Here is a 26,897-nt window from a genome sequence, read left to right on the forward strand (position 1 = left end):
CAGGTGTGTCACACGGTGCGTTCGACGAAGTACGGCAGCAGGGAGAGCAGGTCGGCAAGGGGGACCGGGGCCAGGTCCACGCTTTCCAGGCAGGCGCGTGCACTCTCCAGATGCCGGTCCGCCTCGGCCAGGGCCTCCGCGCGGCCGCCGGCCTCCTCGATCAGCCCGGCCGCCCGCCGGACGGCGTGGTCGTCCAGCGCTTCTCCGGTGCGCAGCAGCGCACCCAGCCGCAGAGCGGCAGGGCCGCCGGCGGCCAGGGCGGCGAGGACGGGGTACGTCTTCTTCCGGCGGCGCAGATCGCTGTGCACCGGCTTGCCGGTGACCGCCGGGTCGCCCCAGATCCCGAGCACGTCGTCCACGGCCTGGAACGCCACACCGAGGTGGCGCCCCGCCGCCGTGAGGGCATCGCTCTCCGAGCGCCCGGCGCCGCCGAGGACGGCACCCAGACCGGCCGCGCAGCCCAGCAGCGCGCCGGTCTTCTGCTCGGCCATCAGCCGGTACTCGTGCGGCCGCACGGCATCGGGCCCGGTCCAGGGCCGCGACTCGAACAGCAGGTCGTCGGCCTGGCCGCGCACCAGGTCGTCGAGCGTGCCCGCCAGCAGCCGGACGGCCGGAACGCAGACGCCGCCGGGAGCCCCGGCCAGCGTCTGCACGGCCTGGGCGAAGAGCGCGTCCCCGGCGAGGACCGCGGGCCCGGTCCCGTAGGCCTTCCACGCGGTGGCCCGCTGCCTGCGGGTCTCGTCGCCGTCCATGATGTCGTCGTGGAGCAGGGAGAACGTGTGGATCAGCTCGACCGCGACCGCGCCGAGGACCGCGCTCTCCGCCTGCGCGCCGACGGCCTCCGCACCGAGGACGGCAAGGGCCTGCCGCACGCCCTTGCCCTGCGCACCGGGGGTGGCACGGCCGTCGGGCCCGTCCCAGCCGAGGGAGAACGCGGTGATCTCGGCATGCCACGGGTGCAGCCGCCGGACCGCCCGGCCGAGCGCCGGACGGACGAGCTCGCGGCATCGCGCGAGTACGCGGGGTGCGTCGGTCCGCTGGGCCAGGGGCGGCGTCATCGCTGACCGTCCGCTGCGGCCGCCGCACCGTCGGCCGGGGTCACACCCAACTCCGCGTACGCCTTGTCGACCATGTCGCGGGCGTTGAGCAGTCCGATCCGGTCGAGTGTGCCGCGCAGCACGTCCAGTTCCGCCGCGGTCTCGGCACGGTCGCGGCCCAGCCGGGCCAGGGACTTCACCAGTCCGAGCCGTGCCAGCGCCTCGCCCCGGGGCTCCGTCATCGCGCGGAACTCTCCCAGTGCCTCCTCGTAGACCTCCCGGGACTCCTCGTACCGTCCGGCACGGTAGAGGACATTGGCGCGCATCTTGTGGTTGTAGGCGAGGGCGCTCGACAACTTCATCGCACGGCAGGTGAGTTCGGCCTCGGAGAGCAGGCCGAGTGCGCGCTCCGGGTCGTTGTCCCGTACGGAGACGATGTCGGCCATCCCGCGCAGCGCCCAGGCCCGGCCGCGCCGGTCGTCCGCGTCCCCGGCGATCTGGGCCGCCTCCTCGAACATCTCCAGCGCGGTGTCGAAGGACCCGGTGTTGCGGTGGATCTGGGCGATGCCCTCCAGGGCCCAGACGGTGTGGCGGGCCTCGCCGCGGGCGCGTGCCTCGGCGAGGAGCTGCTCGTGCAGGGCGGCGACGGTCCGGTAGTCGCCCTGGATCCGGCCGGTCTCCGCGAGACCGGCCAGCGAGTAGCCGCGTGCGACCACATCCCCGCCGGTCTTCCCCATGTCCGCGGCCAGTCGCAGCAGACGGAACGCGAGCCGCAGCCCGCCGCGCTGCCGGGCGAGTGTTCCGCCGCTCCACAGGGCCCAGGCCATGGCGCCCGCGTCACCGGCCGACCGGGCGGCCCGGTAGCTGGCCTTCCATGCGCGGTCGGCTTCCTGCACGTGGCCCAGTCTGCGGTGCGCCTCGGCCACCGCGAGCCCGGTGCGGGCCACTTCCTGCGGGGAGCCGGCGAGTTCGGCCTCCTTCAAGTGGCGTATGCCCTCGGCCAGTACGTCCGTGAGGGATGCGTTCACGGACATCTTGGTGAGGGCGCCCTGGTACTCGGGCGCCAGTGCTTTGCTGTGCATGGGAGCCTTTCGCGCGCGAACGGGACGGCCCGGCCACTTCTATGCGCCCTGTGTATACATTGTGCGTATAGATGCGCGGTGCTCGGACCCCTGCGCTCGTGGGGGTGGGACGAAGTCGGTTGTGTGCGGCGTGCCGCGTTGTTGTGGATCAAGACGGCAGATGCGCGTGGAGGGTTGCTTCGTGATCGGGGAAACCCTGGGGGAGCCGATTCCGGCATCGTGTGCGCCGCCCTGTGCCGCGTGGAGTACGGACAGGTGGGAGGCCGGCCGTGCGTCAGCCGGGTCGCACGCCCAGATGGCCGGTGAACCACTCCCGGGCCAGCTCGGCGACCTCGTCCAGAGTGCCCGGCTCCTCGAAGAGGTGCGTCGCGCCGGCGATGACGTCGAGCCGGTTCTCGCAGCGCAGTCGCGCCTGGGCCTGCCGGTTCAGCTCCAGTACGTGGGTGTCGTCGCCGCCCACGATGAGCAGGGTCGGGGCCCGTACGTCACCGAGGCAGTCGCCCGCGAGGTCGGGCCGGCCGCCCCGGGAGACGACCGCGCCGATCCCCGCGCCGCGTTCCGTGCCGACGGCCGCGGCGGCCCGCAGCGCCGCCGCGGCGCCGGTGCTGGCCCCGAACACGCCGACGGGCACGTTGGCGCGCCGCCGCACCCACGCGGTGGTGTCGACCAGCCGCCCGGCCAGAGTCGCGATGTCGAAGACGTTGGCGCGGTCGGCCTCCTCGGCGGGGGTGAGGAGGTCGAAGAGCAGGGTGCCGAGGCCGGCCCGGTTCAGAGCGGCCGCCACCGAACGGTTGCGCGGGCTGTGCCGGCTGCTGCCGGAGCCGTGCGCGAAGACGACGAGCGCTCCGGCGTCCCCGGGGCCGCCCAGCTCACCCGGCAGGACGACACCACCCGCTTCCACCGCCACCTCGACGGTGGTCCCGGTTGAGTCCGTTCCCGCTGCCCGGGCCAGCAGCGAGACGACTTCGCCGTCCGGGGTCTGGCCGAAGTCCCGGTACCACTCGCCCACGGCGGAGAAGCCGTGCGGCGTCGACAGGCACACCAGCTCGTCGACCTCGCCGCGCAGCCGTTCGGCGGCGTCCGGCGGCGCCACCGGAACGGCCAGCACCACGCGCGCCGCACCCTGGGCGCGGGCCACCTCGCACGCGGCCAGGGCGGTCGCCCCGGTCGCGATGCCGTCGTCGACGACGATCACCGTGCGCCCCGTCAGCGGAATGCGGGGCCGGTCGCCCCGGAACGCCCGTGCCCGCCGCAGCAGCTCTGCCTCCTCCGCCCCTTCGACTGCGGCGACATCCGCCTGCGACACCCCGCCGCGGCGCACGATGTCCTCGCTGATGACCCGTACGCCGCCCTCGCCGATGGCGCCGAACCCCAGCTCCGGGTGGTACGGGACGCCGAGTTTGCGCACCACGATCACATCGAGGGCGGCGCCCAGCTCCTCGGCGACCCGGAAAGCGACAGGTACACCGCCACGCGGCAGTCCCAGGACGACGGGATCGCTCGACGCCAACGGACGGAGTGCCGCGGCCAGCCGTTGTCCGGCGTCGGCACGGTCGGTGAACAGCACAGGGGATCACCCCCGGGTCAGGGAAGCGAGCCGGCGGCCCGCCCGTACACCTACTCCGAATCAACACCGTGCGCCGCGGGCCCGCAACCGCCGGGGGTCCTCCGGCCGCCGTGATCCGAGCCGGAGCGGCGCGTCAGGGGCTGCCCGCCGTGCGATGTGCCGGCGGTCCGGAGGCCGGGGGAGCATCCCACGCTAGATGACAATGAAAACTATTGTCGATAACGTGTGGCGAGTCAGGCGCGAGTCCCCGGACGGGTGCTGCCGCCTGCCCGAGTCCTGAACTGCATGGCGAAGAGGGGTAGTCGTGGCACATCTGCTGATGGTCGAGAGCTGGGTCGGATCGATGAGCAGGCTTCTGCCACGGGCGATCCGGGAAGGGGGGCACGAGTTCACCTTCCTCACCCGCGACCTGCACCACTACCTGCGTGCCGCACCCGAAGGCGTCGCGCACCCGCTGCTCTCGGCCCGTCACGTGCTGACGGCCGACACCAACGACGAGGCGCTGCTGCTGCCGTTCGCCGAACGGGCCCACGCGTCCCTGCGGTTCGACGGAGTGATCACGTCCTGCGACTACTACCTCCCGGCCGCCGCAAGGATCGCCGCCCGGCTGAACCTGCCGGGGCCCGCACCCGCCGCCGTGGAGAACGCGTGCCGGAAGGACCTCACCCGGCGGGTCCTCGCCGAAGCGGGGGTGCCCGGACCGCGGTTCGCCGTCTGCCGGGATCACGCCGAGACGGTCCGCGCCGCCCGGGAGACCGGCCTGCCGCTGGTCCTCAAACCCGTGGACCTGTGCGCCGGGATGTTCGTGCGGCGCGTCGACGACGAGGCCGCCCTCGACGAGGCCCACCGGGCGCTCATGGACTTCCCCGTCAACGCGCGAGGCCAGGCCCGCGCGCCGGTGGTGCTGCTCGAAGAGTTCCTCCACGGACCCGAAGTCAGCGTGGAGACGGTGACGTTCGCCGGCCGGACCCAGGTGGTCGGGGTGACGGACAAGAGCACCGGCGGAGCACCGGCCTTCGTGGAGACCGGCCACATGTTCCCGGCGGCACTCACCGACGAGGACGACCACGCGGCGCGGGAGACCGCCGTGCGGGCCGTCGAGGCGCTCGGTCTCGACGCCCTGGTGGCACACACCGAGGTCAAGCTGACCCCGGACGGCCCGCGCGTGGTCGAGGTCAACCCCCGCCCGGCCGGCAACCGCATCACCGAACTGGTCCGCCATGTCACGGGCATCGACCTCGCCGCCGCCTGCGTGAACGTGGCTCTCGGGTGCGCACCGGACCTGCGGCCACGATCCACCGGACTCCGCAGCGCGGCCATCGCCTTCCTGGTGCCCGGGGCCGCAGGAGTGCTGGAGAGGGTCGAGGGCGTCGACGAGGTGGGCGAGGCGGCCGACGTCCTGGAACTCAGCACCGCGCAACCCGGCACCCGCGTCGGCGCGGCGAACAGCAACAACGCCTACCTGGGCCACGTCATGACCGGCGACGCCGGAGGTCCGGGCGCCCGGGCCGGCGCCGAGGCGCTCCTTGCCCGGCTGCGCCCCCGGCTGGTGAACCGATGACCGCTCCCGCACGTACCGTTCCCGCCGTTGCCTCCTACGAGGGTCTCGTCGCCGGAGTCCTGGCCGGCCGCTTCGGGCCCGACCCGCGAACCCGCCGCATCGCCATGGCCTTCACCACCCGCCAGTCCGTACGACACCCGGGCCGCGGGAGCGGATACCGCAACGAGGTGCTCAGCCTGCGTCTCGGCGCGGCGGTCGGCTCCTGCGCGGTCGAGCCGGGGGAGCTGCCCGCCGGGGTCGTCGACGACTGCGTCGGCGCGGATGTGGCCGCACTGCTCGGCCACCGGCTGCTCCCGGTCCGGGTCGCCGCACTCGACGCGTACCTGATGGACGCGCTGCCCCACGGCCCCGGATCCGGCGCCCGGCCGTGGCCGCTTCCCGCCGGTGACTCGCTGGAGCGGTCCCGGGCGCGGGCCCGGGCCGTCGTCGGTCTGCTCCACACCCCGCCGGGCTCCACCGTGCTCGTCGTCGGGGTGGTCAACTCGCTGCTGGAGGCGCTGCGGGAGCGAGGCCTCGCCTACGTGCCGTGCGACCTCAAGGGCGGTACGACGGAGTGGGGCGAGCCGGTACGCGGCGACGCGCCGGCCCAACAGGAGCACTGCGACGCGATCCTGGCCTCCGGGATGACGCTGGGCAACGGCAGCTTCGAACCGCTGCGCGAGCACGCCCTGCGGCACGGCAAGCCCCTCGTCGTCTTCGCCCAGACCGGCAGCGCCGTACTTCCCCGGCTCATCGGCGCCGGAGTCACCGCCGTGTCCGCGGAGCCATACCCCTTCTTCTGGCTCGACGGCGGCGCCGGAACCCTTTACCGCTACGGAGGCGTCCTGTGACCACCGCACTCCTGCGCCCCGCAGGCAACCGGGAACTCCTCGGGCTCGTCGGCGGCACCCCGCTCGCCCGCATCACCGCCGATCTGCCCTTCCCGCACCCCGGATTCTGGGCGAAGCTCGAAGGCTTCGCCGTGGGCGGGATGAAGGCCCGCGCCGCCGTGTCCATGCTGCTGGGCGCCGAGCAGCGCGGCGAACTGCGCCCCGGCGCCCCGGTGGTGGAGTCCACCTCCGGCACCCTCGGCATCGGACTCGCCTTCGCCGGCCAGGCGCTCGGCCATCCGGTCGTGCTGGTCGGCGACACCGAGCTGGAACCGTCGATGCGCGGTCTCCTGCACGCCCACGGCGCCAGGCTGGAACTCGTGGACCGTCCGGCCCCCGAGGGAGGCTGGCAGGCCGCCCGGCTGGCCAGGCTCCGGGACCTGCTCGCCGAACTGCCGGGCGCCTACTGGCCCGACCAGTACAACAACCCGGACAACACCGCCGGTTACGCGTCGCTCGCGGCCGAGATCACCGGCCGCCTCGACCATGTGGACGTCCTGGTGTGCAGCGTCGGAACCGGCGGGCACAGCGCGGGCGTGGTCGGGCCGCTGCGCCGGCGGTGGCCCGGACTGCGGCTGATCGGCGTCGACGCGACCGGCTCGACGATCTTCGGGCAGCCGGCCAGGCCCCGCCTGATGCGCGGCCTGGGCAGCAGCATCCATCCACGCAACGTGGCCCACGACCAGTTCGACGAGGTCCACTGGGTCGGACCCGCGGAGGCCGCGGACAGCTGCCAGCGGCTGGCCCGGGACAACTTCGTGAGCGGTGGCTGGAGCACCGGCGCGGTCGCGCTCGTCGCCGCCTGGGCGGCCCGCGTCCACCCGGGCGCCATCGTCGCGACCGTCTTTCCCGACGGGCCGCACCGCTATCTCGGCAGCATCTTCGACGACGGATTCAACGCCCTGCACGGGCTGGGCCCGGAGACCGCGGCCACCCGTCCGGTGGAGATCCGCCATCCACGGGCCGCGGAGGCGACCGGCTGGACGCGCTGCCGCGCTGTCGCCGGGCGCCGCGAGGACCGCGGACCCGTGCGGCAGCCGGTGTCCCGTGGGCCCGGGGGAGCGACGGCGGCCCGCGTGCCCGCAGGAATCACTCCGCCGCGCGCCCGCCCGTACACCGTCCGACTGCCGTACGGACCGGAGGAGTCCCGATGAGGGCCGGCCGGCGCACCGTCGGGCTGCGGCTGGCCGAGCCGCTGCGGATCTCCCGTTCCACCACGACCGCCCGTGACGCGGTCCGGCTGTCCATCGAGCATCAGGGGCTGCACGGCCACGGCGAAACCGTCACCAGCGTGTACTACGGCCTCGACACCTCGACCGTCATCCACTGGCTCGACCGGTGCGGCCGGAGTCTCGCCCGGTTCCCCGACCCGGAGACGGCCCTGGCCACCCTGTCCGGGCAGGCCTCCGACGACCTCGGGCGCACCGGCGGGCCGATCGCTGCGGGGGCGCCCCCGGCGGTGACGGCCGCCGTCGAGTCGGCGCTGCTCGATCTCGTCGGCAAGCGCGCCGGCGTGCCGGTGCACCGGCTCCTCGGCACCGTGACCGCGCCCGTGGCCGCGACCGCCAGGACCATCGGGATCACCTCTCCCCGCCGTGCCGCCGCCCTCGCCGCCCGGCTTGCGGAGCAAGGGTTCACTGTCATCAAGGTCAAGGCCGGCTCGCCCGACCCGGAGGACGACGTCGCATGCGTGCGCGCCGTGCGCGCCACAGCCCCGGACGTACGGCTGCTCCTGGACCCCAACGGAGGCTGGAGCGGCACAGCGGCGCCCGCCCTCCTCGGCCGGTTCGCCGAGCTCGGCGTCGAGGCCGTCGAACAGCCCGTCGCCCCGGGCGACCCCGAGGCACTGGCCCGACTTGCCGCACGCTCGCCCCTGCCTGTGATCGCCGACGAGGACGCCGTGGGCATCGAGGACGCCCGGCGGCTCGCCGGGCGGGTCCACGGCATCAACGTCAAACTCGCCAAGTGCGGCGGCGTGAGCGCTGCCCTGCGCATTGCCGCGCTGATCGCCGGCAGCGGCACCGGTCTCATGCTCGGCTGTCTCACCGCCAGTTCACTCGGCATCGCCCCGGCCGTGCATCTCGCGGACCGTGCTCGGTGGGCCGACCTGGACGGGCATCTGCTGCTCGCCCACGACCCGTGGACGGGGATCGGTGGAACCGACGGCACCGTGCGGGCGAGCAGCCATCCGGGGCTGGGCGTACGCCCGCGCACGCCGTTCGACGGGCGCCGGTCGCGCCTCGTGGCGGACGGCGCCGTCCGCGAACGCTGCCACGGGCCGGAGGCGTGGTCGTGAGCATCTGGCGCGAGATAGCCGCCCTGCCCCCGGCCGTGCGCCTCCTGCTCGTCAACCAGCTCGGGGTCAACACCGGCTTCTACCTGCTCATCCCCTACCTGGCCGTGCATCTCAGCGAGGACCTCGGCATGTCCGCCGCCGTCGTCGGCACCGTGCTCGGGGTGCGCAGCCTCAGTCAGCAGGGGCTGTTCGTCATCGGGGGATCGGCCTCGGACCGGCTGGGAGCCCGCCGGGTGATCATCGCCGGATGCGCGCTGCGGACAGCCGGCTTCGCGCTCTTCGCACTCGGCGACGGGATCGTGGTCCTGCTCGCCGCCTCCGTGCTCAGCGGAATGGCAGGCGCCCTGTTCAACCCCGCCGTCCGCGCCCATCTCGCTCAGGAGGCGGGGGAGCGCAAGGCCGAGGCGTTCGCGCTCTTCAACGTCTTCGCGACGACGGGAGCCCTCGTCGGGCCCCTCCTCGGCAGCGTCCTGCTCCTGGCCGACTTCCGGGCGGCCGCTCTCACGGCGGCCGGGATCTTCGCCGTGCTGACTGTCGCCCAGGCCCTGGTGCTGCCGCCCGGCCGCGTCGCCCGCACGACGAACGGTGTGTTCGCGGACTGGCGGGAAGTGGCCGCCAACCGCCCCTTCATGGCCTTCGCCTGCGCGATGGTCTCCATGGTGGCGCTGGAGAGCCAGCTCTATCTGCTGCTCCCCGACGGCGCGCGCCGGGCCACCGGGTGGGACGGCGCGGCGGGTCCGGTCTTCCTGGTGGGGACGCTCGCCGGACTCGCGTTCCAGCTCCGCATCACCCGCGCGCTGAAGCGGAGGGGCAGCCGGTCGACGTGGATCGCAGCGGGCCTCGCCCTGATGGCCGCGGCGTTCCTGCCGCCCATGCTGGTGACGTCCGGTGCCCCGCCGGACGCCGCCCCGAGCCAGGCCGTGCTGCGCGCGGTCCCCGTTCTGGCCGGCGCGCTGCTGCTCCAGACCGGACTCATGGTCGCCCAGCCGTTCGTGATGGAACTGATCCCAGAATTCGGCAGGGGCGGCCTCACCGGCACGTACTTCGGAGTCTTCTACGTCGTCTCCGGCATCGCCGCCGCCCTCGGCAACGCCGCCGTCGGGTGGGCGATGGACACCGGGCAGCGCATCGGCGCCGGCTGGCTGCCCTGGGCCTGCTGTCTCGTGCTCGGTCTCGTCTCGGCAGCGGGGATCACCCGGCTGCACCGCCGCGGAGCGCTGCCCCGCCGGCCGGTCCCCCTTTCCGCCCATGCCTGAGGAGAGCGCCGTGGACGACGCCAATCTGCTCACCGACAACCCGGCGCTGTACGAGGCCCGCTTCCCGGACCCTCAGCGGCTCGCCGGACGCTGGGCCGAGGAGACGCTCAGGACGTACGGATCAGGTCCCCGCGTCCTGGACCTCGGCTGCGGCACCGGCCGCGACGCCGCGTACCTCCAGTCGCGGGGGCGCACCGTGACCGGCGCCGACCTCTCCGACGCGATGCTCCGGCACGCCTCCCGCGAGCATCCGGGGCCGGAGTATCTCCGAGCCGATCTCAGGGAGTTCGACCTGGGCCCACGGAGATTCGACGCCGTCGTGTGCCTGGACAGCGCACTGCTGTACTGCCGGAGCGGCGCCGAGACAGCCGGCTTCCTGACCTCCTGCCGAAGCTGCCTGCACCCCGGCGGCCTGCTCGTCGCGGAGATGCGCAACGGTGCGTACCTCCTCGGCCGCGCCACGCTTGCCGAGGCCCCGGCCGTCCACACGTTCACCCATCGCGGCCTCGTCCACCGCTCCGTCACCCGGCTGCGGGTGGACCCGGCCGCCCGCCTGCTCCACCGCGTCCGCACCTGGACCACCGACGACGGATCGCCGCCGGTCGAACAGCGCTCGGCCTGGCGTCTGCTCCTCCCCGCGGAACTCCGCGAGGCGCTCACCGCGCACGGATTCGACGTCCTCGCACTCCACGACGGGCCCGGACCCCGCACCGAACCCCCCTGGCGCGAGGGGGATCCGCCCGCCGGAACGACCGACGCCGACCGCCTTCATGTGATCGCCCGGCTCACCGACGGCTGACCCGCGCCCCCCCGCACACTCCCACTCACCGGACCGAGGACACCTCCATGCACAGCGACAGACTCTTCACGACAACGGAGCCCTTTTCCGGCCTGCGCCGTCGCGGCTTCCTCGCCGCCTCGGGCGCCGCCGGTCTCGGCGCCCTGGCGCTGACCGGCTGCGCGGACACTCCGGGCACCGCCCCCGCCGACACCGAGGAGGGCGGCACGCCCAAGCGCGGCGGCCGGCTGAGGGCCGCCTTCGCCGGAGGCGGGGCGAGCGAGACGCTGGACCCGCATCTGAGCAACCTCTTCGCCGACGCCGCCCGTGCCAAGGCCCTCTACGACAAGCTGGCCGACTGCGGCGCCGACCTCTCGGCGCAGCCACGCCTCGCCTCCTCCTGGGAACCCGACAGCGGCCTCGGCCGGTGGAAGGTCTCCCTGCGGGAAGCGGTGTTCCACGACGGGAAGCCCGTGACAGCCAACGACGTGCTGTACAGCTACCGGCGGATCGCCGACCCCCGGGGCGCGTTCCGCGCCAGGGCATCACTCGAACCGATCGACCTGGCCGCCAGCCGGGCCCTGGACGAACGGACCGTCGAGTTCGTCCTCAAGCGGCCGACAGCCGAATTCCCCAATGTGATGGCGGCGTTCGGCGCGTACATCGTCCCCGCCTCGGCCCGCGACGGCGATTTTGACCACCGGCCCGTCGGCAGCGGTCCCTTCCGATTCGTGTCCTTCGCCCCCGGCCGGTCCACCGTCCTGCGCCGCAACGACGACTACTGGGACGGTGCCCCGTACCTGGACGAGCTGGAGTTCGTCGTCGCCAACGAGGAGTCCGCCCGCGTCAGCGCCCTGCTGGGCGGCCAGGTCGAGTACGCCCACGAGCTCGACCCGGCGACCGCTCGCGCCCACGAGGACGGCGGCCGGATCCGGATCGTGCGGCTCCGCAACAGCGCGATGCAGTCCTTCGCCATGAAGACCGACCGCCCTCCCTTCGACGACCCGCGCGTCCGCCGGGCCCTGATGCTCGTCGCCGACCGCGAGGAACTCGTCAAGGGGGCCCTCTCCGGCGCCGGGGAGATCGGCAACGACCTGTTCGGCAAGGGGTACGAGTACTACGCCGGCAGTCTGCCCCAGCGCGAACAGGACCTCGGCCGGGCGCGCGCCCTGTTGAAGCAGGCGGGCGCCGAGGACCTGCGGATCACCCTCGACACCTCACCGGTCGCCGCAGGGTTCACCGAGGCCGCCGCCGTCTTCCGCGACCAGGCGGCCGCAGCGGGAATCACGGTCGAGGTGAGGACCGGAAGCAAGGACACCTACTGGAAGGACATCCTCGACGCCGGCACCCTGTGCTGCTACCGCTCGGGCGCCATGCCCATCGAGTCGCACCTCTCCCAGCGCCTGCTCACGGGCTCGACCACCAACGCGACCAAATGGCGCCACCAGGACTTCGACGCCCTCTACCGGCAGGCGCAGTCGACCCGCGACCCGAAGCAGCGCGCCGCCGTCTACGCCCGCATGCAGCGCCGCCTCCACACCGCGGGCCCCTTCCTGGTCTGGGGCTTCGCCGACTGGATACTCGGCACCGCCCGCCGCGTCGGAGGCGTCGAGCGGCAGGCCCCCGCCAACACCCTGGACTGGGCCCGCTTCGACAGGGTGTGGCTCGCGTGAGCCGGCCCCTGCCCTGGGCGGCCCGGCGGACGCTGCTGGCAGGTGCGCAGACCGCGGCCGTGGTGCTGCTCGTCTTCGCCCTCACCGAGGCGCTGCCCGGCGATGCCGCCGTGGCCCTCGCAGGCGACCGGCCCGACCCGGAACGGATCGAGGCGGTGCGAGCCGCCCTGCACCTCGACCGTCCGCCCGCCGAGCGCCTGCTCGACTGGTCGGCCGGGCTGCTCCACGGCGACCTCGGCGTCTCGCTGACCTCGGGGCGACCGGTCAGCACCTACCTCGCGGACGGCTTCGGCCCGACCCTCCTGCTCGCCGTCCCGACGCTCCTGCTGCTGGTACCCGCAGCGGTCGGCCTCGGCGTGCTCGCGGCCCGGCACGAAGGGCGCGCAGCCGACCGGATCGTCAGCGCGGTGACGCTGGGCCTGTACGCCGTACCGGAGTTCGCCCTGGGCGTGCTGCTGGTCACTGTCTTCGCGCTCCGGCTCGGCTGGCTGCCGCCGACCGCCGTCGGATACGGCACCGATCTGCTCGCCCACCCGGCCGCCCTGGTGCTCCCCGTCCTGGTCCTGCTGGCGCGTCCGGTGTGCTCGCTCGCCCGGCTGGTCCGGGCCGGGATGACCGACGCGCTCGCCTCGCCGTACGTCGCCCAGGCGCTCCGCTGCGGCGTGCCTGGCGCCCGCGTCCGTTACGCCCACGCCCTGCCCAACGCGCTCGCCCCGGCCGCGCAGCAACTGGCCCGCACGGTGGACTGGCTGCTGTGCGGAGTGGTCGTCGTGGAGGCGCTGTTCGTGATCCCCGGGCTCGGCACGGTCCTGATGAACGCCGTCGCGGAACGGGACGTCCCCGTGGTGCAGGGACTCGCGGTCGTCTTCGGACTCGTCACCGTACTGCTCAACCTCGGGGCGGATCTGGTCACCCACCGCCTCGCGCCGCGCACGGGAGCTACGGCGTGATGGCCCTCGCGCTCGCCCGCTCCCGGCGCGGCCTGAAGACGCTGGTCGCCGGGCCGGGACAGGGGCGTACCCGCACCCGGGCCCGCAGCTTCCTCCCCGGTCTGCTCATCGTCGGCGGGCCGCTCGTACTCGCCCTGGCAGGACCGCTGTTCGCCGGGGACGCCGGACCGCGAGGAACGTCGCTCACCACCGGTGACGGGCGCCGGTTCGGTACCGACTTCACCGGCCGGGACGTGGGGAGGCAGGTACTGCTGGGCGGCCGGTCGGTGGTCCTTGTCGCGCTCGCCTCGACGGCCCTCGCCTACGCGGTGGCGCTGCCCGCCGGGTTGGTCTGCGCCCTCACCCGCCGCAGGTGGGTGGAGGAACTGCTGATGCGTCCGCTGGACGTGCTGCTCTCCGTACCGTCGCTCCTGCTGATTCTCCTGGTGGCCGCCGCCGTCGCACCGGGACCGGCCGGCCTCGCCCTCCTGGTGGCACTCGTCACCCTTCCGGACGCGGCCAGAATCGTCCGCGCCGCCGGGGCGGAAGCCGCCTCGCGTCCGGCGGTCGAGGCGCTGCGCATGCAGGGTGAGAGCTGGGCGCGGATCGCCTTCGGCTATGTCGGCAGGTCGGTGGCCCGGACCCTCGCCGCCGACGCGGGCGTCCGTCTGACGGGGGCGTTGTACCTCGTGGCCACGGCGGCGTTCCTCGGTGTCGGAGTGGCCCCGGACGCCGCCGACTGGGCGGTGATGGTGGACCGCAACCGCGCAGGACTGTTCGTCCAGCCGTGGGCGGTGGTGGTCCCGGCCCTGCTGATCGTCGCGCTCACCATGGGCGGGAACCTGCTCGTCGACGCCGCCCTCGTACGCCGCGGCAGCAAGGAGACACGCGAATGAACACGGTCGCACGGCACGGGACGGCTGCCGGGACGGAACCCGTCGCCGTGATCGAGGAACTCCGGGTGGAGGTCGGCGGGCGGGCGATCGTCGACGGCGTCACCCTGCGGGTGCTGCCCGGGCGGATCATCGCGCTGCTCGGAGCGTCGGGCAGCGGCAAGACGACCACGGGGCGCGCGTTGCTGGGCGCGTACCCGCCCGGCGCGCGGGTGACCGGGGAAGTGCGCGTGGCGGACGGCCTGATCGGCTACGTCCCGCAGCACCCGGCCGCCGTACTCAACCCAGCCCGCCGGACCGGCGCCCTGCTCGGCGACATCGCGCGGCGCGGGGTGGCGCACCTGCCGCGCCCCCGGCGCCGGGCGGCGGCGCGGGAGCGGGTGATCGACGCCCTGGCCCGTGCCCAGTTGCCCGCGGACGGGGCCTTGCTGCGCCGCTACCCCCACCAGCTCTCCGGCGGCCAGCAGCAGCGCGTGGTCCTGGCCCAGGCGCTGCTGCTCGGCGCCCGCGCCGTGGTCGCGGACGAGCCCACCACCGGGCAGGACCCCCTGACGAAACGGCGCGTCGTCGAGCGGCTGGCCGCCGTGGCCCGGCAGGGCGTCGCCGTGCTCCTGCTCAGCCATGACCTGGACGTCGTCCACGCCCTCGCCGACGAGGTCGTCGTCCTGCGTGACGGAAAGGCCGTCGAAGCGGGGCCGGCCGAGCAGGTCCTGCGCGCCCCCGGCCATCCGTGGACCCGCGAACTCCTCGCAGCGCCGCCGGACATGCGTCCGCGCGCGGGACGCGCGGACACCGGTACCGACGCCGTCCTCGACGTCCGGGCCCTCACCGCCCGCCACGGCCGGACGCCGGTGCTCCACCACGTGGCCCTCACCCTGCGGACCGGTGAGAGCCTCGCCGTGGTCGGCCGCTCCGGGAGCGGCAAGACGACACTGGCCCGCTGTCTGAGCGGCCTTCACCCGCATCACGACGGCGAACTGCTCCTGGACGGGAAGCCGCTGCCGCGCAGCCTGCGGGACCGCGACCGCGAGCAATTGTCCGCCGTCCAGTACGTCTTCCAGGACGCGGAGGCGGCCTTCGGCGCCCACCGCCCCGTCCTCGACCAGATCGCACGCACGGCTGTACGGCTGCGCGGCGTGGGCCGGGTCGCCGCGAGAGCCGAGGCTCGGGAGGTACTGAGCGCGCTGGACCTCCCGGCCGCGCGGGCACTGCGTGTTCCCGCGCGGCTGTCGGGAGGCGAACTCCAGCGCGCCGCCCTGGCCCGCGCCCTGCTCGCGCGCCCGCGGGTCCTGATCTGCGACGAGATCACCTCCGGCCTCGACACGTCCGCCCGGCGCTCCCTCCTCGGCCTGCTCGCGGAGCTGCTCCGGTCCGGCCTCGTGCCCGCTCTGGTCCTGATCACCCACGACCTGGACACGGCGGCCCTCGCCGACCGCGTCGCCGTGCTGGAGGACGGTGAGATCGTCGAGGCCGGGGCGGCGCGCGACGTGCTGACCGCGCCGCGCCACCCCTTCACCGCCGAACTGGCCACCGCGGCGCGATCGATGCGGGGGAGGGCCGTGGACTGACGAACCGGGCTGCCGGGAGCAGGATCACCGTGGACCGGAGCGTGCGACACGGAATCCCGTGTCGTCGATCCGGAACGTCGGATGGCTGCGGCGCCGCACCGAGGCCCGGCAGCTCCAGTGCTCGTCGAACCAGCCGCCGCCGCGCAGCACCCGGTAGGTGCCGTACACCTCGGCGTCGTAGACGTCCCAGCACCACTCCCACACGTTGCCCAACGTGTCGTACAGGCCCCATGCGTTGGGTTGCCGGCCGCCCACCTCGTGCGGCCGGTCCTGTGCGTTGCCGCGATGCCAGGCGATGTCGTCGAGCGGCCCGTACCGAGCCGTCGTCGTGCCGGCCCGGCACGCGTGCTCCCACTCGGCCTCGGCCGGCAGCCGGTATCCGTCGGTCGCCGTGTCCCACTCGACCCGGGCGGCGTCGTCGTGGAGGCGGTAGACGGGTGTCACTCCCTCACGCAGGGACAGGGCGTTGCAGAAGCGGACGGCGTCCAGCCAGGACACGCCCTCGACGGGCAGCAGTCCGCCCTGTGCCGTACTCGGCCGCTCGCCGGTGACCAGCGCGTACTGCGCCTGGGTGACCGGGAACGCCGCAAGCCGGTACGGCGCGAGATCGACCGCCCAACTGCGCTGCGTACGACGGTCCGACAGGGTCACCCGTCCCGGCGGAACATCGGCCATGGCAATCTCGGTGCTGGTGTCCATAGGGTGGTGACCCTATCAACCACACTTCCCGCAAATTCCATGTGAACCGAGTCAACCGCCGTGGTGGCTCAGGTGGCTTGGCGTTCCGGGCTCAGCCCGAGGACGCCTCGCGGCCGATCTGCTCGAACCTGGCGCCCATGGCCGCGGCCAGCGCCTGGGCGGCCGAAAGGGGCCGGACCATGACCATCAGGTCGTCGATCTCGCCGGCCTCGTTCAGATGCAGGAAGTCGCAGCCGGTGATCTTCAGGTCGCCCACCTTCGCCTCGAACACGAGCGCGTGGTCGCGGCCGTCCTCGCTCTCCGTCTCCCGGACGTAGCGGAAGTCCGTGAAGACCTGGTCGACCGCGCGCAGGATCGCGGCGGTGAGGGCCTTGCCGGGGTAGGGCTTGAAGGCCACCGGGCTGGTGAAGACGACGTCCTCGGCCAGCAGTGCCTCGACCGCGCCGAGGTCGTGCGCTTCGACGGCCTTGCGGAAAGGGTGCATCCCGGCTCCATAGTCAATTAATTGAATAATTGCGGATGAGATTAATCGCATCGATGTCTCCGTGTCCAGAGGTCTCCCGCTCCGGCCGGGAGCTCGGGCACCGCGTCGCACCGATGGCCCGGCCCTGCCGTTCGCCGGGCGTTGTCAGACCCTGCGGCTACGTTTTCCCCATGACTGATTTCGTATTGGTGGCGGGCGCCTGGCTCGGAGCGCGGGCCTGGGACGACGTGGTCCCCGGCCTGCGGGCGGCCGGCCACGGCGTGCACCCGGTGACGTTGTCCGGTGTGGGCGAGAAGAGGGACAGGCCGGTCGGACGGCAGACGCATGTGTCCGACATCGTCGACGAGGTGGACCGCCTCGGTCTGCGGGACGTCGTCATGGTCGGCCACAGTTACTCGGGCATTCCCGTCGGGCAGGCAGCCGAGCGCATCGGTGACCGGCTGGCGCGCGTCGTCTTCGTGGACGCCAGTGTCCCGTCGGACGGCGAGTCGTTCGTCTCCACCTGGTGGCAGGGACCGGCCGCGATGGAGGCCGAGCTCGCGGGGAACGGCGGCTCCTGGGCGCCTCCGGCTGCCGCCGAATTCGAGGGCCAGGGCCTCACGGACGCGCAGACCGCACGGCTGCTGAGCGGCGCCACGCCGCACCCGGGCGCCTCGCTCCGCGACCCGGCGGTGCTGCGCGGCCCGTTGGACGAGCTCCCGGCGACGTACGTCAAGTGCCTTCTCGACGGCCCCGAGCCGAGCGACGACGTGGCGGCGTTGCTGACCGGTGAGCGGTGGGAGCTGATCACGATGGACACCGGACACTGGCCGATGTTCTCCCGGCCGGACGAATTGGTCAGCGTTCTGAACGGCACAGCCGCGCTCTGACCGGCCCCGCTTCCGCCTCACCCGTCCGGGGGCACGTCCCCCCGGACGGGTGATCCGGACGGGCGCCCGCGCACGGCTCCGGGCTGCAATGGACAGGTGACCGCGCCCCCGGACGACTGCCTCGCGCGCAACGAGTGGATCTGCGGCGCCTATCTGAGCAGCCGTCGGGACATCCTCTGGGACGCCGTGCTGCAACATCTCCAGCTGACCGCGGTCTCCGTGCTCATCGGACTCGTCATCGCGGTGCCGCTCGCCCTCGTCGCCCGCCGCTGGCACTGGGCCGCGGGCCCCGTGCTCGGAGTGACGACGGTCCTCTACACCGTCCCGTCGCTCGCCATGTTCTCGCTGCTGCTCCCCGTGTACGGACTCTCCGCCTCGCTCGTCGTGGCGGGCCTCGTGCTGTACTCGCTCACCCTGCTGGTGCGGAACATCCTGGCCGGGCTGCGCGCCGTCCCCGAGGACACGCGGCAGGCGGCACGAGGCATGGGGTACGGCCCCCTGCGGCTGCTCGTCGCCGTGGAACTCCCGCTCGCCCTGCCCGCGGCGATGGCGGGACTGCGCATCGCCACCGTCTCCGCCGTCAGCCTCGTCACCATCGGCGCGATCGTCGGCTACGGCGGACTCGGCAACCTCATCTACTCCGGGATGAACACCTACTTCAAGGCCCAGGTGCTCACGGCCTCCGTCCTGTGCGTCGTCATCGCCGTCGCCGCCGACCTGCTGCTCCTGCTGGCGCAACGCCTGCTCACCCCCTGGACACGGAGGCAGTCGTGAGCACACTCTCCGACGCCTGGAGCTGGCTCACGACCTCGGCGCACTGGTACGGCGCGGACGGCATCTGGACCCGGCTCGTTCAGCACCTCGTGCTCACCGTCGTCTGTCTGCTGATCAGCTGCCTCATCGCGCTGCCCATCGCTCTGGTCCTCGGCCACCTCGGCAAGGGAGGCGCCCTGGCCGTCAACCTCTCCAACGTCGGCCGGGCCGTCCCCACCTTCGCCGTCCTCGTCCTGCTGCTGCTCACCCCGATCGGGCGGTTCGGGGAGGGGCCCACCGTGGTCGCGCTCGTCCTGTTCGCCGTGCCACCCCTGCTCACCAACGCGTACGTCGGCATGCGGGAGGTCGACCAGGACGTCGTACGGGCGGCCCGGGGCATGGGCATGACGGGCCGGCAGATGCTCTTCCAGGTCGAGGTGCCGCTCGCGCTGCCGCTCATCATGACCGGCGTACGGATCGCGGCGGTCCAGCTCGTCGCCACCGCCACCATCGCCGCGCTGGCCGGCGGTGGTGGACTGGGCCGCATCATCACCGCGGGCTTCAACCTCGCCTCCACCGCCCAGGTGGTCGCCGGGGCCGTGCTGGTCGCCGCGTTCGCCCTGATCGTGGAAGGTCTCTTCGAACTGGCACAGCGGCTCGCCCCCGGCCGGGTCCGGGGCGGGAACACCGGATGAGAGCCCGGCATACGGTCGCCGTGACCCTGCTCCTGCTGCTGGCACCGGTCTCCGCCTGCACCACCGGACCCACGCTGGAGAACCAGGGTGAGGTCACCGCCCCGCCGGGTGACAGCAAGCACCTCACCATCGGGTCGGCCGGATTCACCGAGAGCGATCTGCTCGCCCAGATGTACGCCCTCCTGCTCGACCGGGCCGGATACTCCACGAAGATCATCTCCGTGACCAACCGGGAGATCTACGAACCCGCGCTGGAGAACGGCCAGATCGACGTCGTCCCCGAGTACGCCGCGACCTTCGCCGACTGGCTGAACGCCAAGAAGAACGGCGCCGACGCCGCCCCCGTCGGCTCGCCCGACCTCGCCACCACCATGAAGGCCCTGCGCGCCCTGGCCGCACCCCGCGGCCTCACCGTCCTGGACCCCGGCCGCGCCGTCGACCAGAACGCCTTCGCGGTCACCTCCGCCTACGCGACGAAGCACCACCTGAAGTCGCTGAGCGACCTCGGCAGGTCGGGACTTCCGGTCCGCCTGGCAGCGGGCGACGAATGCGTCCAGCGCCCCTACTGCGCACCAGGGCTGAAGAAGACGTACGGCATCGACATCACCGGGGTCGATCCCAAGGGCGTCGGCACGACTCAGGCCAAGCAGGCCGTGCAGAGCGGCCGGGACCAGATGGTGCTGACCACCACCACGGACGCCACCCTGGACGACTTCGGCCTCGTCCTGCTCGCCGACGACAAGCATCTGCAGAACGCCGACTACCTGGTCCCCGTCGTCAACCGGTCCAGGGCGGGCAGCGAAGGCGTCCGAGCGGCGCTCGGCAAGCTGAACACCGTACTGACGACCAAGGACCTGGCCCGGCTGAACGAACAGGTGGACAGCTGGCGTCGGCTCCCCGAGGACGTCGCCCGCGCCTACCTCCGGTCGCACGGCCTCGTCCCCGGCGACTGACCACCGCGGTGGCCGGCCGCGGAAGGGCCCTTACCAGGTCAGCTCCGCGAGCCGGGCCCCGATCCGGTCGCGGTCCCAGGCTCCGTCCGCGACCACCACCCGGTAGCGCCGGCTCAGCGTGGCCCCCGGCTCCAGTACCAGTTCCTGGTGGAAGGCGAAGGACGGGGCGACCGCGGCGAAGGGGTCGTTGCGGACGAACCAGTGCGCGGGGTGCTCACCGCCGGCGCCCGTGTGGTCGTTCTCCGGGGCGTGGGCGAAGACGAGCGTGGCGTGTCCGTCCACTCCGTCGTGCTCACCGCTGTACGCCAGCCAGGGCGCCTGCCGCCCCATCGCCTCCGGGCCCTCACCGTCCGGGGTGAGGATCCGGCCGTCGCGGAAGGCGCGCGGGCCGCGCCAGAACAGCCCCGTGTAGCCCGCGCCGTCCCGTCCGTGTGTGGCCGGACTGCCGAACCGCAGGGGTTCGTCGCGGCGGTTGGTGACGGCGGACGACCACGTGAGCACCCAGCTGCCGGATGCCGGATCGACGTCGTGCACCTCGATCCCGCGCACCTCCTCGGCCCACAGCTCGCCGCTGTACGGATGCCAGCTCAGCCGCTCGGTGACCCTGGCCCCGTCCTCCCGTACCGACACCTCGTCGAACCCGCGGTGCGCCATCGATCCCACCCGTTCGGGCAGCGCCTGATAGCCCTCGCCCCGCACATAGGTGTTGCCGCCCCACAGGTTCTGCCCCGACAGGTGTGACGCCGTCAGCTGGAGACCCTTGTGCCAGCGGTGGTCGTTGGGCCGGTAGTCCGTCACGACGCGGTCGCGCAGGGTGCGCAGCGGATGGATGTACGGCTTCGGCGCCTCCCAGGGCGCTTCCGCCCGGTACACGTACCGCAGCAGTTCGACCCCGGTGTCCGCCACCGAGACGGCGATGTGGTCGCCGTGCCGGTGGACCAGGTGCAGCCGGCCCGTCATGCGTTCACCGCCGCCGGCCCCGGCGCCCAGCCGGGGGCGTTTCCGTGCAGGGCGCTGTAGTACGGATCGCCGGGGCGGATCTCGCCGGCCCGGACGGTGTTCCCCGTGAAGGCGGCCTTGTACAGCGCGGCGACCAGTTCCAGGCTGGTACGCCCGTCGGCGCCGCTGCTGCGCGGCCGTCGGCCGGCCCGCAGATCGCGCAGCAGGCCGCGCAGCTGCGCCTCGTGGGAGCTCGGCACATCGACGCCGAAGTCCCGCCAGGCAGCGACCTGTTCGGGGGCCACCCCCGGAGCGGGGGTGATCCGCCAGTCGGCGTTGCGGTGGCCGTACAGATGGGTGAGCTCGACCGTGGCCCGTTCGCAGTCGATGCGGATCCGGCTGACCTCGTCCGGACTGAGCACGCTGTTGACGACGGTGGCCATGGTGCCGTTCCCGAAGCGGACGAGCGCGGTGGAGACGTCCTCCGTCTCCACGTCGTGCACCAGCCGTCCCGCCATCGCGCGGATCTCCGACCAGGGCCCCAGCAGATCGAGCAGCAGATCCATCTGGTGGATGCCGTGGCCCATCGCGGGGCCGCCGCCCTCGGTGCTCCAACGCCCGCGCCAGGGCGCGGAGTAGTAGGCCTCGTCGCGGTACCAGGTGGTCTGGCAGTGGGCGACCAGGGGACGCCCCATCGCCTGCTCGGCCAGCAGCGTCCTGACATGGTCCGAGCCGGAACCGAAGCGGTGCTGGAACACGATGGCGGCATACGGACCACCGGTGTCGGGGCCCTCCGCCGCCTCGATGGCGTCGAAGTCCTCCAGCGAGGGGCAGGGAGGCTTCTCGCACCACACCCAGGCCCCGGCGCGCAGTGCGGCGATGGTCTGATCGCGGTGGAAGCGGGGCGGGGTGCCGAGCGTGACGAGATCGGGGCGCTCCTCGGCGAGCATCCGGTCGAGATCCGTGTACGGCCGGCCGGCGCCCGCCTCGGCGCAGAACTCCTCGGCGGAGGCGGCGTCGACGTCGACCGCCGCGACGATCTCCAGGGGCTGTTCGGCAGCCAGCGCACGCAGGGCAGGTAGATGGCTGACGCGCGCGATGGCGCCGGTGCCGACGATCGCGACCCGGATCGGCCTGCTGGGGAAAGCCTGGCTGGGCGTGACAAACACCTCCACGGTGAGGGGCGCCCACCGGATAGCAAGCGCTTTCTCCCAGCGGAAACCTAGGCTTTGCGCAGGGGCCGGGTCAAGGGTTCACTCTCCGGGCCGCGATCCCGCTCCAGGCCGGAGGCGGTCCGCAGTCCGGGTTGCCGGGGCACGAGTGGCGGACCGCCCGGCGCGGTCCGATGAGTTCGCGGCGTCGCGTGAGTCATGGTGTTGACCCTCGAAGCGGGAAGGCGGAGCGATGAGCACCCTGCGCGAAGTACTGGCGGCGCACGTACGCGACGGATCGGTGCCGGGAGCCGTGGGCCTGGTGGCCCGGGGCGACCGGGTGGACGTGCAGGCCGTCGGCACCGCCGACACCGGCGGCGGTACTCCGATGGCCCCGGACTCGATCTTCCGGATCGCCTCCCTCACCAAACCGGTCACCGCGGCGGCGGCCATGATGCTGATCCAGGACGGCCGGGTCGGGCTGGAGGACCCGGTCGCGCCCTGGCTGCCCGAACTGCGATCACCCATGGTCGTGCGCACCCCTGAGAGCCCGGTCGACGACGTGGTCCCGGCAGCCAGGCCCATCACGGTGTCCGACCTCCTGACCTTCCGGGCCGGATACGGCTTCCCGTCCGACTTCTCGCTTCCCGCCGTCGTGCCCCTGTTCAGCGAGCTGAAGCAGGCTCCACCGCAGCCACGGGCCGTTCCCGCTCCGGACGCCTGGATGGCGGCGCTGTCGCGACTCCCGCTGCTGTACCAGCCGGGGGAGGCGTGGCTGTACAACACCTGCTCGGACATCCTGGGTGTCCTGATCGCCCGGGCGTCCGGGCTGTCGCTGCCGGAGTTCCTGGCCGAGCGGCTTTTCGAGCCGCTCGGCATGACGGACACCGGGTTCGCGGTACCCGCGCAGAAGCGTGACCGGTTCACCAGCTACTACCGGGCCGGTGAGGCGGGGGACCTCGAACTCGTCGATGCTCCCGACGGACAGTGGGGCAGCATGCCGGACTTCCCGTCCGCGGCCGGCGGCCTGGTCTCCACCGTCGGCGACTGGTGTGCCTTCGGCCGGATGATGCTGGCCGGCGGGACCGCGGGCGGCCGCGCTCTGCTGACGCCCGAATCGGTGCGGCAGATGACGACCGACCATCTGACACCCGCCCAGCGCAAGGCCAGCGGGCTGTTCACCGAGGGGCAGGGGTGGGGGTTCGGCGGTTCGGTGGACGTCGAGAGGACCGATCCCTGGAACGTACCGGGCCGCTACGGCTGGGTCGGCGGCACCGGCACCACGGCACACATCGTCCCGGCCACCGGCACGGTCGCGGTCATGCTCACCCAGGTGGAGATGACCGGCCCCCGACCGCCTCTGACGATGCGTGACTTCTGGCGTCATGTGGCCGGAGCGTGCACGACGTGAGACCGGTGGCGGACGTCAGGCGTCCGCCACCGAGTCGAAGCGCACCTCGTCACGTCGCACGCCCTGCGCGTCCGCGTCCACCGAACGCCGGAGTGCCTCGTGCAGTTTTGCCGGTGTCAGCACACCGAGGAAGCGTGCCCCGTCCAGCACCGCCACCCACCCGGCGTCGTGCTGGAGCATCTCGCTGAACGCCTGCTTGAGCGGGGCGCCCACCGGAACCCACGCATCCATCCGGCGGGCCAGTTGAGCCACCGTCCCCCGTTCCCCCGCGCTCCGCAACACGTCGGCGGATACCCAGCCGTGCAGCTCACCGGCGCCGTTCAGCACCACCGCCCACCGTGATCCGGACGCGCCGAGCCGGGCCGCCGCCACCGCGGCACCCTCGTCCAGCCGGGCAACCGGCGGTTCCTCCAGGTCGTGCGGTTCGATCGTGGTGACCGACAGCCGCTTCAGCCCGCGGTCGGCGCCGACGAACCGCGCCACGTACGGCGTGGCGGGCGACCCGAGCACCGCCCCCGGGCTGTCGAACTGCTCGATGCGTCCTTCCCCGTACACCGCGATCCGGTCGCCCATCCGCACCGCCTCCTCGATGTCATGGGTGACCATCAGCACCGTCTTCCTGACCGTGGCCTGCAGGCTCAGGAACTCGTTCTGCAGCCGCTCCCGCACCACCGGGTCCACCGCGCCGAAGGGTTCGTCCATCAGCAGCACCGGCGGGTCCGCGGCCAGCGCCCGTGCCACGCCCACTCGCTGACGCTGGCCCCCGGAGAGCTGGGCGGGATACCGCGAGCCGTACGTACCGGGGTCGAGACCCACCAGGTCGAGCAGTTCGGCCGCGCGGGCCCGGGCCCTGGACCGCTTCCAGCCGACCAGGGCGGGGACCGTCGCGGTGTTGTCGAGGACGGTCCGGTGCGGAAAGAGCCCCACCTGCTGGATGACGTAGCCGATCCGGCGGCGCAGCTTCACCGGGTCGACCTTCGCGATGTCCTCGCCGTCGACCAGGATCCGGCCCGAGGTCGGTTCGATCAGCCGGTTCACCATCATCATCGTGGTGGTCTTGCCGCAGCCCGAGGGGCCGACCAAGGTGACCAGCTCCCCCTCGGCGACCTCGAAGGACAGGTCGTCGACCGCGGTCGTCCCGTCCGGGTAGACCTTGCCGACCTGCTCGAACCTGATCATGAATGCACCGTAGGAGCCGGACGGGGCCGCCGCACACGGGCCGGGACCGTCCGGGGAACGGCTATGTGCTGAACTGTCCGTGAACCATCGATCCTGGAGCCCTCTTGAACAGCTACCGTCAGCCCGGCCTCGTCCTCACCGACCGTCACTTCACCGTGCCGCTCGACCACACCGACCCCGGCGGTGAGCAGATCGAGGTGTTCGGCCGCGAGGTGGTGGCCGCCTCCCGGGCCGGCGAGGAACTGCCGTGGCTGCTCTATCTGGAGGGGGGACCCGGCTTCGGGGCCCGGCGCTTCACCGGTGCGGAGGCCTGGCTGGGGCGGGCGGTGAAGGAATTCCGGGTGCTGCTCCTGGACCAGCGCGGCACCGGGCTGTCCACCCCGGCCAACCGGCAGACCCTGCCACTGCGCGGCGGGCCGCGCGAGCAGGCCGACTACCTGGCGCACTTCCGGTCCGACAGCATCGTGCGTGACTGCGAGCTGATCCGCCCGCAGCTGACGGGCGGCGCGCCCTGGACGGTCCTCGGACAGTCCTTCGGCGGATTCTGCGCCGTCCGCTACCTCTCGGCCGCGCCGGAAGGCCTCGGTGCCGCCCTGATCACCGGCGGCCTGCCCTCGCTCGACGCCCACGCGGACGACGTCTACCGGGCCGCGTATCCGAGGATCGAGCGAAAGGTCGCCGCGCACTACGCCCGCTACCCGCAGGACGTCGAGCGCGCCCGCGAGATCACCGCTCACCTCGCGGAGCACCGCCCGGAGAGTGCCGGACACCGGCTGACACCCGAGGGGTTCCAGTCCCTCGGCATCATGCTCGGCGGGGGCAGCGGCAGTCACCAGCTGCACTATCTGCTGGAGAACGCCTTCGTCACCACCCCGTACGGCCGCGAGCTCTCCGACACCTTCCAGGAGGCCATGCGTACGGCCGGCTCGTTCGCCGGGCACCCGCTGTACGCGCTCCTGCACGAGAGCATCTACGGACAGGACGAGCGTCCCACCGGCTGGTCCGCCGAACGGGTCCGTGCGGAGTTCCCGCAGTTCGACGCGGCCGCCGCGCTCAAGGGCGACGGTCCGGTCCTGTTCACGGGCGAGAGCATCCACCCCTGGCACTTCGACGTCGACCCGGCGCTGCGCCCGCTGCGCGAGACGGCCGAGCTGCTCGCCACCCGTGGCGACTGGGAGCCGCTGTACGACGCCGAGCGCCTGGCCGCCAACGAGGTGCCGGTGGCCGCCGCGGTCTACCACGACGACATGTACGTGGACACCGCGCACGCGCTGCGTACCGCCGGCGCGATCCGCGGGCTGCGCACCTGGGTGACCGACGAGTTCGAGCACGACGGACTGCGCGCCGGCGGTCCTCGTGTGCTGGACCGACTGCTCGCTCTCGTCCGGGACGAGGTCTGAGTTCCGGCACGGGCACAAGCCACCGGTACGTGCACAAGCCACCGGCACGGGCGCAAGCCACCGGTACGGGCACAAGCCACCGGTACGGATGGGAGCCGCTCCCCGGTCCGGGTGGGAGCCGCCCGCCGTGCACGACAGGAGCCGGTCGCACCTCGGGTGCGACCGGCTCCTGTCCTGTCCGGGTTCAGCCCTGAAGCGCGTCCAGCGTGGCGTCCAGGTTCGCGGCCGAGCGCGGGGCGCGGTTGTGCGGGAGCCTCGACAGCACCGCCGCCATGCCGCAGGTGTTCGTCACGGCGGAGAAGACGAGACCGGCCCCGACGCCGGCCGACAGCCAGCGGGCGGCCGGGAGGCGCACCCCCGCGAGCAGGCCGGCCACGACGAGCGAGCCGGCGGCGAGCCGCACCTGGCGCTCCATCGGCCAGGTGCCCCGGCCGCCCTCCGGACGGTCGAGGCCATGGCCCTCACCCTCCCAGGCGGAGGTGCCGCCGGAGAGCGTCGCGGCGTCGATGTCAGCCGCCGAGAGGATGTCGCAGGCCCGGGTGGACCGTACGCCTGAGGCGCACACGACCAGGAGGGCACCGCGGGCAGAGGCCGACTTGAGGGCGGGCACCGCCTCGGAGAGACGGTCGAGGGGGATGTTCAGGGCACCGGGGACGTGTCCCGAGGCGTACTCGCCCGGGGCGCGCACATCGATCACGGTGAACTCCGCGAGACGGGCGGCGGCCTGGGCGGGGGAGAGGGATACGGGGCTGGTCACGAGCAGTGTTTCCTTTCGTTCACCGGGTGTGAGGCAGAGACTCGGTCTCTCCTGCCCCGGACGGGCTAGAATACCCCTCGGGGTATGAAAGAGGAGGA

The 26,897-nt window shown here is 73.1% G+C and carries 25 protein-coding genes; 16 read left to right on the forward strand and 9 right to left on the reverse strand.

The window, feature by feature from the left end; all coding sequences use genetic code 11:
• Positions 1–8: 8 nt before the first annotated feature.
• The 3 genes from ACGFZA_RS21465 to ACGFZA_RS21475 form a co-directional block, all read right to left on the reverse strand.
• Positions 9–1,058, reverse strand: a complete 1,050-nt coding sequence (locus tag ACGFZA_RS21465) for a polyprenyl synthetase family protein (RefSeq protein ID WP_393681105.1) — start codon at positions 1,056–1,058, stop codon at positions 9–11.
• A complete protein-coding gene (locus ACGFZA_RS21470; RefSeq protein ID WP_393681107.1) occupies positions 1,055–2,119 on the reverse strand; it encodes a tetratricopeptide repeat protein in 1,065 nt (354 codons plus the stop codon). The genes ACGFZA_RS21465 and ACGFZA_RS21470 overlap by 4 nt, the downstream gene beginning before the upstream one ends.
• A gap of 274 nt (positions 2,120–2,393) precedes the next feature.
• Positions 2,394–3,686 carry a phosphoribosyltransferase family protein gene (locus ACGFZA_RS21475; protein WP_393681109.1) on the reverse strand — a complete coding sequence of 431 codons (1,293 nt, stop codon included), beginning with the start codon at positions 3,684–3,686 and terminating at the stop codon, positions 2,394–2,396.
• Positions 3,687–3,990: 304 nt separating this feature from the next.
• Between ACGFZA_RS21475 and ACGFZA_RS21480 the strand changes: the two genes are divergently transcribed.
• From ACGFZA_RS21480 to ACGFZA_RS21525, 10 genes are read left to right on the forward strand one after another with little or no spacing between them, the layout of a single operon-like run.
• The gene (locus ACGFZA_RS21480; protein ID WP_393681111.1) at positions 3,991–5,247 is read left to right on the forward strand and encodes an ATP-grasp domain-containing protein; all 1,257 of its coding nucleotides are present in this window, start codon (positions 3,991–3,993) and stop codon (positions 5,245–5,247) included.
• On the forward strand, positions 5,244–6,077 hold the full coding sequence (locus ACGFZA_RS21485; protein WP_393681113.1) for a hypothetical protein: 834 nt from the start codon (positions 5,244–5,246) through the stop codon (positions 6,075–6,077). The genes ACGFZA_RS21480 and ACGFZA_RS21485 overlap by 4 nt, the downstream gene beginning before the upstream one ends.
• Positions 6,074–7,270 carry a PLP-dependent cysteine synthase family protein gene (locus ACGFZA_RS21490; RefSeq protein WP_393681115.1) on the forward strand — a complete coding sequence of 399 codons (1,197 nt, stop codon included), beginning with the start codon at positions 6,074–6,076 and terminating at the stop codon, positions 7,268–7,270. Before ACGFZA_RS21485 ends, ACGFZA_RS21490 begins: the two co-directional genes overlap by 4 nt.
• Positions 7,267–8,412, forward strand: a complete 1,146-nt coding sequence (locus tag ACGFZA_RS21495; RefSeq protein ID WP_385273914.1) for an enolase C-terminal domain-like protein — start codon at positions 7,267–7,269, stop codon at positions 8,410–8,412. The genes ACGFZA_RS21490 and ACGFZA_RS21495 overlap by 4 nt, the downstream gene beginning before the upstream one ends.
• Positions 8,409–9,668 (forward strand): MFS transporter, encoded by a 1,260-nt coding sequence (locus tag ACGFZA_RS21500; RefSeq protein WP_393681117.1) that lies wholly within the window; start codon positions 8,409–8,411, stop codon positions 9,666–9,668. Before ACGFZA_RS21495 ends, ACGFZA_RS21500 begins: the two co-directional genes overlap by 4 nt.
• A 10-nt stretch (positions 9,669–9,678) precedes the next feature.
• Positions 9,679–10,467: a class I SAM-dependent DNA methyltransferase gene (locus ACGFZA_RS21505; RefSeq protein ID WP_393681119.1), complete on the forward strand. Its 789-nt coding sequence runs from the start codon at positions 9,679–9,681 to the stop codon at positions 10,465–10,467.
• 47 nt (positions 10,468–10,514) lie between these two features.
• The gene (locus ACGFZA_RS21510) at positions 10,515–12,119 is read left to right on the forward strand and encodes an ABC transporter substrate-binding protein (RefSeq protein WP_393681121.1); all 1,605 of its coding nucleotides are present in this window, start codon (positions 10,515–10,517) and stop codon (positions 12,117–12,119) included.
• Positions 12,116–13,069, forward strand: a complete 954-nt coding sequence (locus ACGFZA_RS21515) for an ABC transporter permease (protein WP_385273903.1) — start codon at positions 12,116–12,118, stop codon at positions 13,067–13,069. Before ACGFZA_RS21510 ends, ACGFZA_RS21515 begins: the two co-directional genes overlap by 4 nt.
• Positions 13,069–13,944 (forward strand): ABC transporter permease subunit, encoded by an 876-nt coding sequence (locus tag ACGFZA_RS21520; protein WP_393681357.1) that lies wholly within the window; start codon positions 13,069–13,071, stop codon positions 13,942–13,944. Before ACGFZA_RS21515 ends, ACGFZA_RS21520 begins: the two co-directional genes overlap by 1 nt.
• Complete coding sequence (locus tag ACGFZA_RS21525) at positions 13,941–15,509, forward strand: ABC transporter ATP-binding protein (protein WP_393681124.1); 1,569 nt, start codon at positions 13,941–13,943, stop codon at positions 15,507–15,509. Before ACGFZA_RS21520 ends, ACGFZA_RS21525 begins: the two co-directional genes overlap by 4 nt.
• Positions 15,510–15,533: 24 nt before the next feature.
• On the opposite strand, the gene ACGFZA_RS21530 is transcribed toward ACGFZA_RS21525, so the two are convergent.
• Entirely contained in the window at positions 15,534–16,208 is a 675-nt protein-coding gene (locus ACGFZA_RS21530; protein ID WP_385273894.1) for a formylglycine-generating enzyme family protein, read from the reverse strand.
• 91 nt (positions 16,209–16,299) lie between these two features.
• On the reverse strand, positions 16,300–16,692 hold the full coding sequence (locus ACGFZA_RS21535) for a nuclear transport factor 2 family protein (RefSeq protein ID WP_393681127.1): 393 nt from the start codon (positions 16,690–16,692) through the stop codon (positions 16,300–16,302).
• Between the two features lie 170 nt (positions 16,693–16,862).
• Between ACGFZA_RS21535 and ACGFZA_RS21540 the strand changes: the two genes are divergently transcribed.
• The 4 genes from ACGFZA_RS21540 (at position 16,863) to ACGFZA_RS21555 (ending at position 19,962) form a co-directional block, all read left to right on the forward strand.
• Positions 16,863–17,561 carry an alpha/beta fold hydrolase gene (locus ACGFZA_RS21540; RefSeq protein WP_393681129.1) on the forward strand — a complete coding sequence of 233 codons (699 nt, stop codon included), beginning with the start codon at positions 16,863–16,865 and terminating at the stop codon, positions 17,559–17,561.
• Positions 17,562–17,657: 96 nt separating this feature from the next.
• Positions 17,658–18,335 (forward strand): ABC transporter permease, encoded by a 678-nt coding sequence (locus ACGFZA_RS21545; RefSeq protein ID WP_393681131.1) that lies wholly within the window; start codon positions 17,658–17,660, stop codon positions 18,333–18,335.
• Entirely contained in the window at positions 18,332–19,009 is a 678-nt protein-coding gene (locus ACGFZA_RS21550; protein WP_385273882.1) for an ABC transporter permease, read from the forward strand. The genes ACGFZA_RS21545 and ACGFZA_RS21550 overlap by 4 nt, the downstream gene beginning before the upstream one ends.
• Positions 19,006–19,962: an ABC transporter substrate-binding protein gene (locus tag ACGFZA_RS21555; RefSeq protein ID WP_393681133.1), complete on the forward strand. Its 957-nt coding sequence runs from the start codon at positions 19,006–19,008 to the stop codon at positions 19,960–19,962. Before ACGFZA_RS21550 ends, ACGFZA_RS21555 begins: the two co-directional genes overlap by 4 nt.
• Positions 19,963–19,992: 30 nt before the next feature.
• Here the strand turns inward: ACGFZA_RS21555 and ACGFZA_RS21560 are convergent, their stop codons facing one another.
• Entirely contained in the window at positions 19,993–20,922 is a 930-nt protein-coding gene (locus ACGFZA_RS21560; RefSeq protein WP_393681135.1) for a PmoA family protein, read from the reverse strand.
• Positions 20,919–22,076 (reverse strand): Gfo/Idh/MocA family protein, encoded by a 1,158-nt coding sequence (locus tag ACGFZA_RS21565; RefSeq protein WP_385273874.1) that lies wholly within the window; start codon positions 22,074–22,076, stop codon positions 20,919–20,921. Before ACGFZA_RS21565 ends, ACGFZA_RS21560 begins: the two co-directional genes overlap by 4 nt.
• Before the next feature lie 229 nt (positions 22,077–22,305).
• Between ACGFZA_RS21565 and ACGFZA_RS21570 the strand changes: the two genes are divergently transcribed.
• The gene (locus tag ACGFZA_RS21570) at positions 22,306–23,463 is read left to right on the forward strand and encodes a serine hydrolase domain-containing protein (RefSeq protein ID WP_393681138.1); all 1,158 of its coding nucleotides are present in this window, start codon (positions 22,306–22,308) and stop codon (positions 23,461–23,463) included.
• 15 nt (positions 23,464–23,478) lie between these two features.
• Here ACGFZA_RS21570 and ACGFZA_RS21575 read toward each other — a convergent pair whose 3' ends face one another.
• The gene (locus ACGFZA_RS21575) at positions 23,479–24,642 is read right to left on the reverse strand and encodes a betaine/proline/choline family ABC transporter ATP-binding protein (protein ID WP_393681140.1); all 1,164 of its coding nucleotides are present in this window, start codon (positions 24,640–24,642) and stop codon (positions 23,479–23,481) included.
• 104 nt (positions 24,643–24,746) lie between these two features.
• Between ACGFZA_RS21575 and ACGFZA_RS21580 the strand changes: the two genes are divergently transcribed.
• The gene (locus tag ACGFZA_RS21580) at positions 24,747–26,042 is read left to right on the forward strand and encodes an alpha/beta fold hydrolase (RefSeq protein ID WP_393681142.1); all 1,296 of its coding nucleotides are present in this window, start codon (positions 24,747–24,749) and stop codon (positions 26,040–26,042) included.
• 184 nt (positions 26,043–26,226) lie between these two features.
• Here ACGFZA_RS21580 and ACGFZA_RS21585 read toward each other — a convergent pair whose 3' ends face one another.
• Complete coding sequence (locus ACGFZA_RS21585) at positions 26,227–26,799, reverse strand: rhodanese-like domain-containing protein (RefSeq protein WP_385273862.1); 573 nt, start codon at positions 26,797–26,799, stop codon at positions 26,227–26,229.
• Positions 26,800–26,897 lie beyond the last annotated feature (98 nt).

It is taken from the genome of Streptomyces sp. NPDC048211 (assembly GCF_043202315.1).
GTDB lineage: Bacteria > Actinomycetota > Actinomycetes > Streptomycetales > Streptomycetaceae > Streptomyces.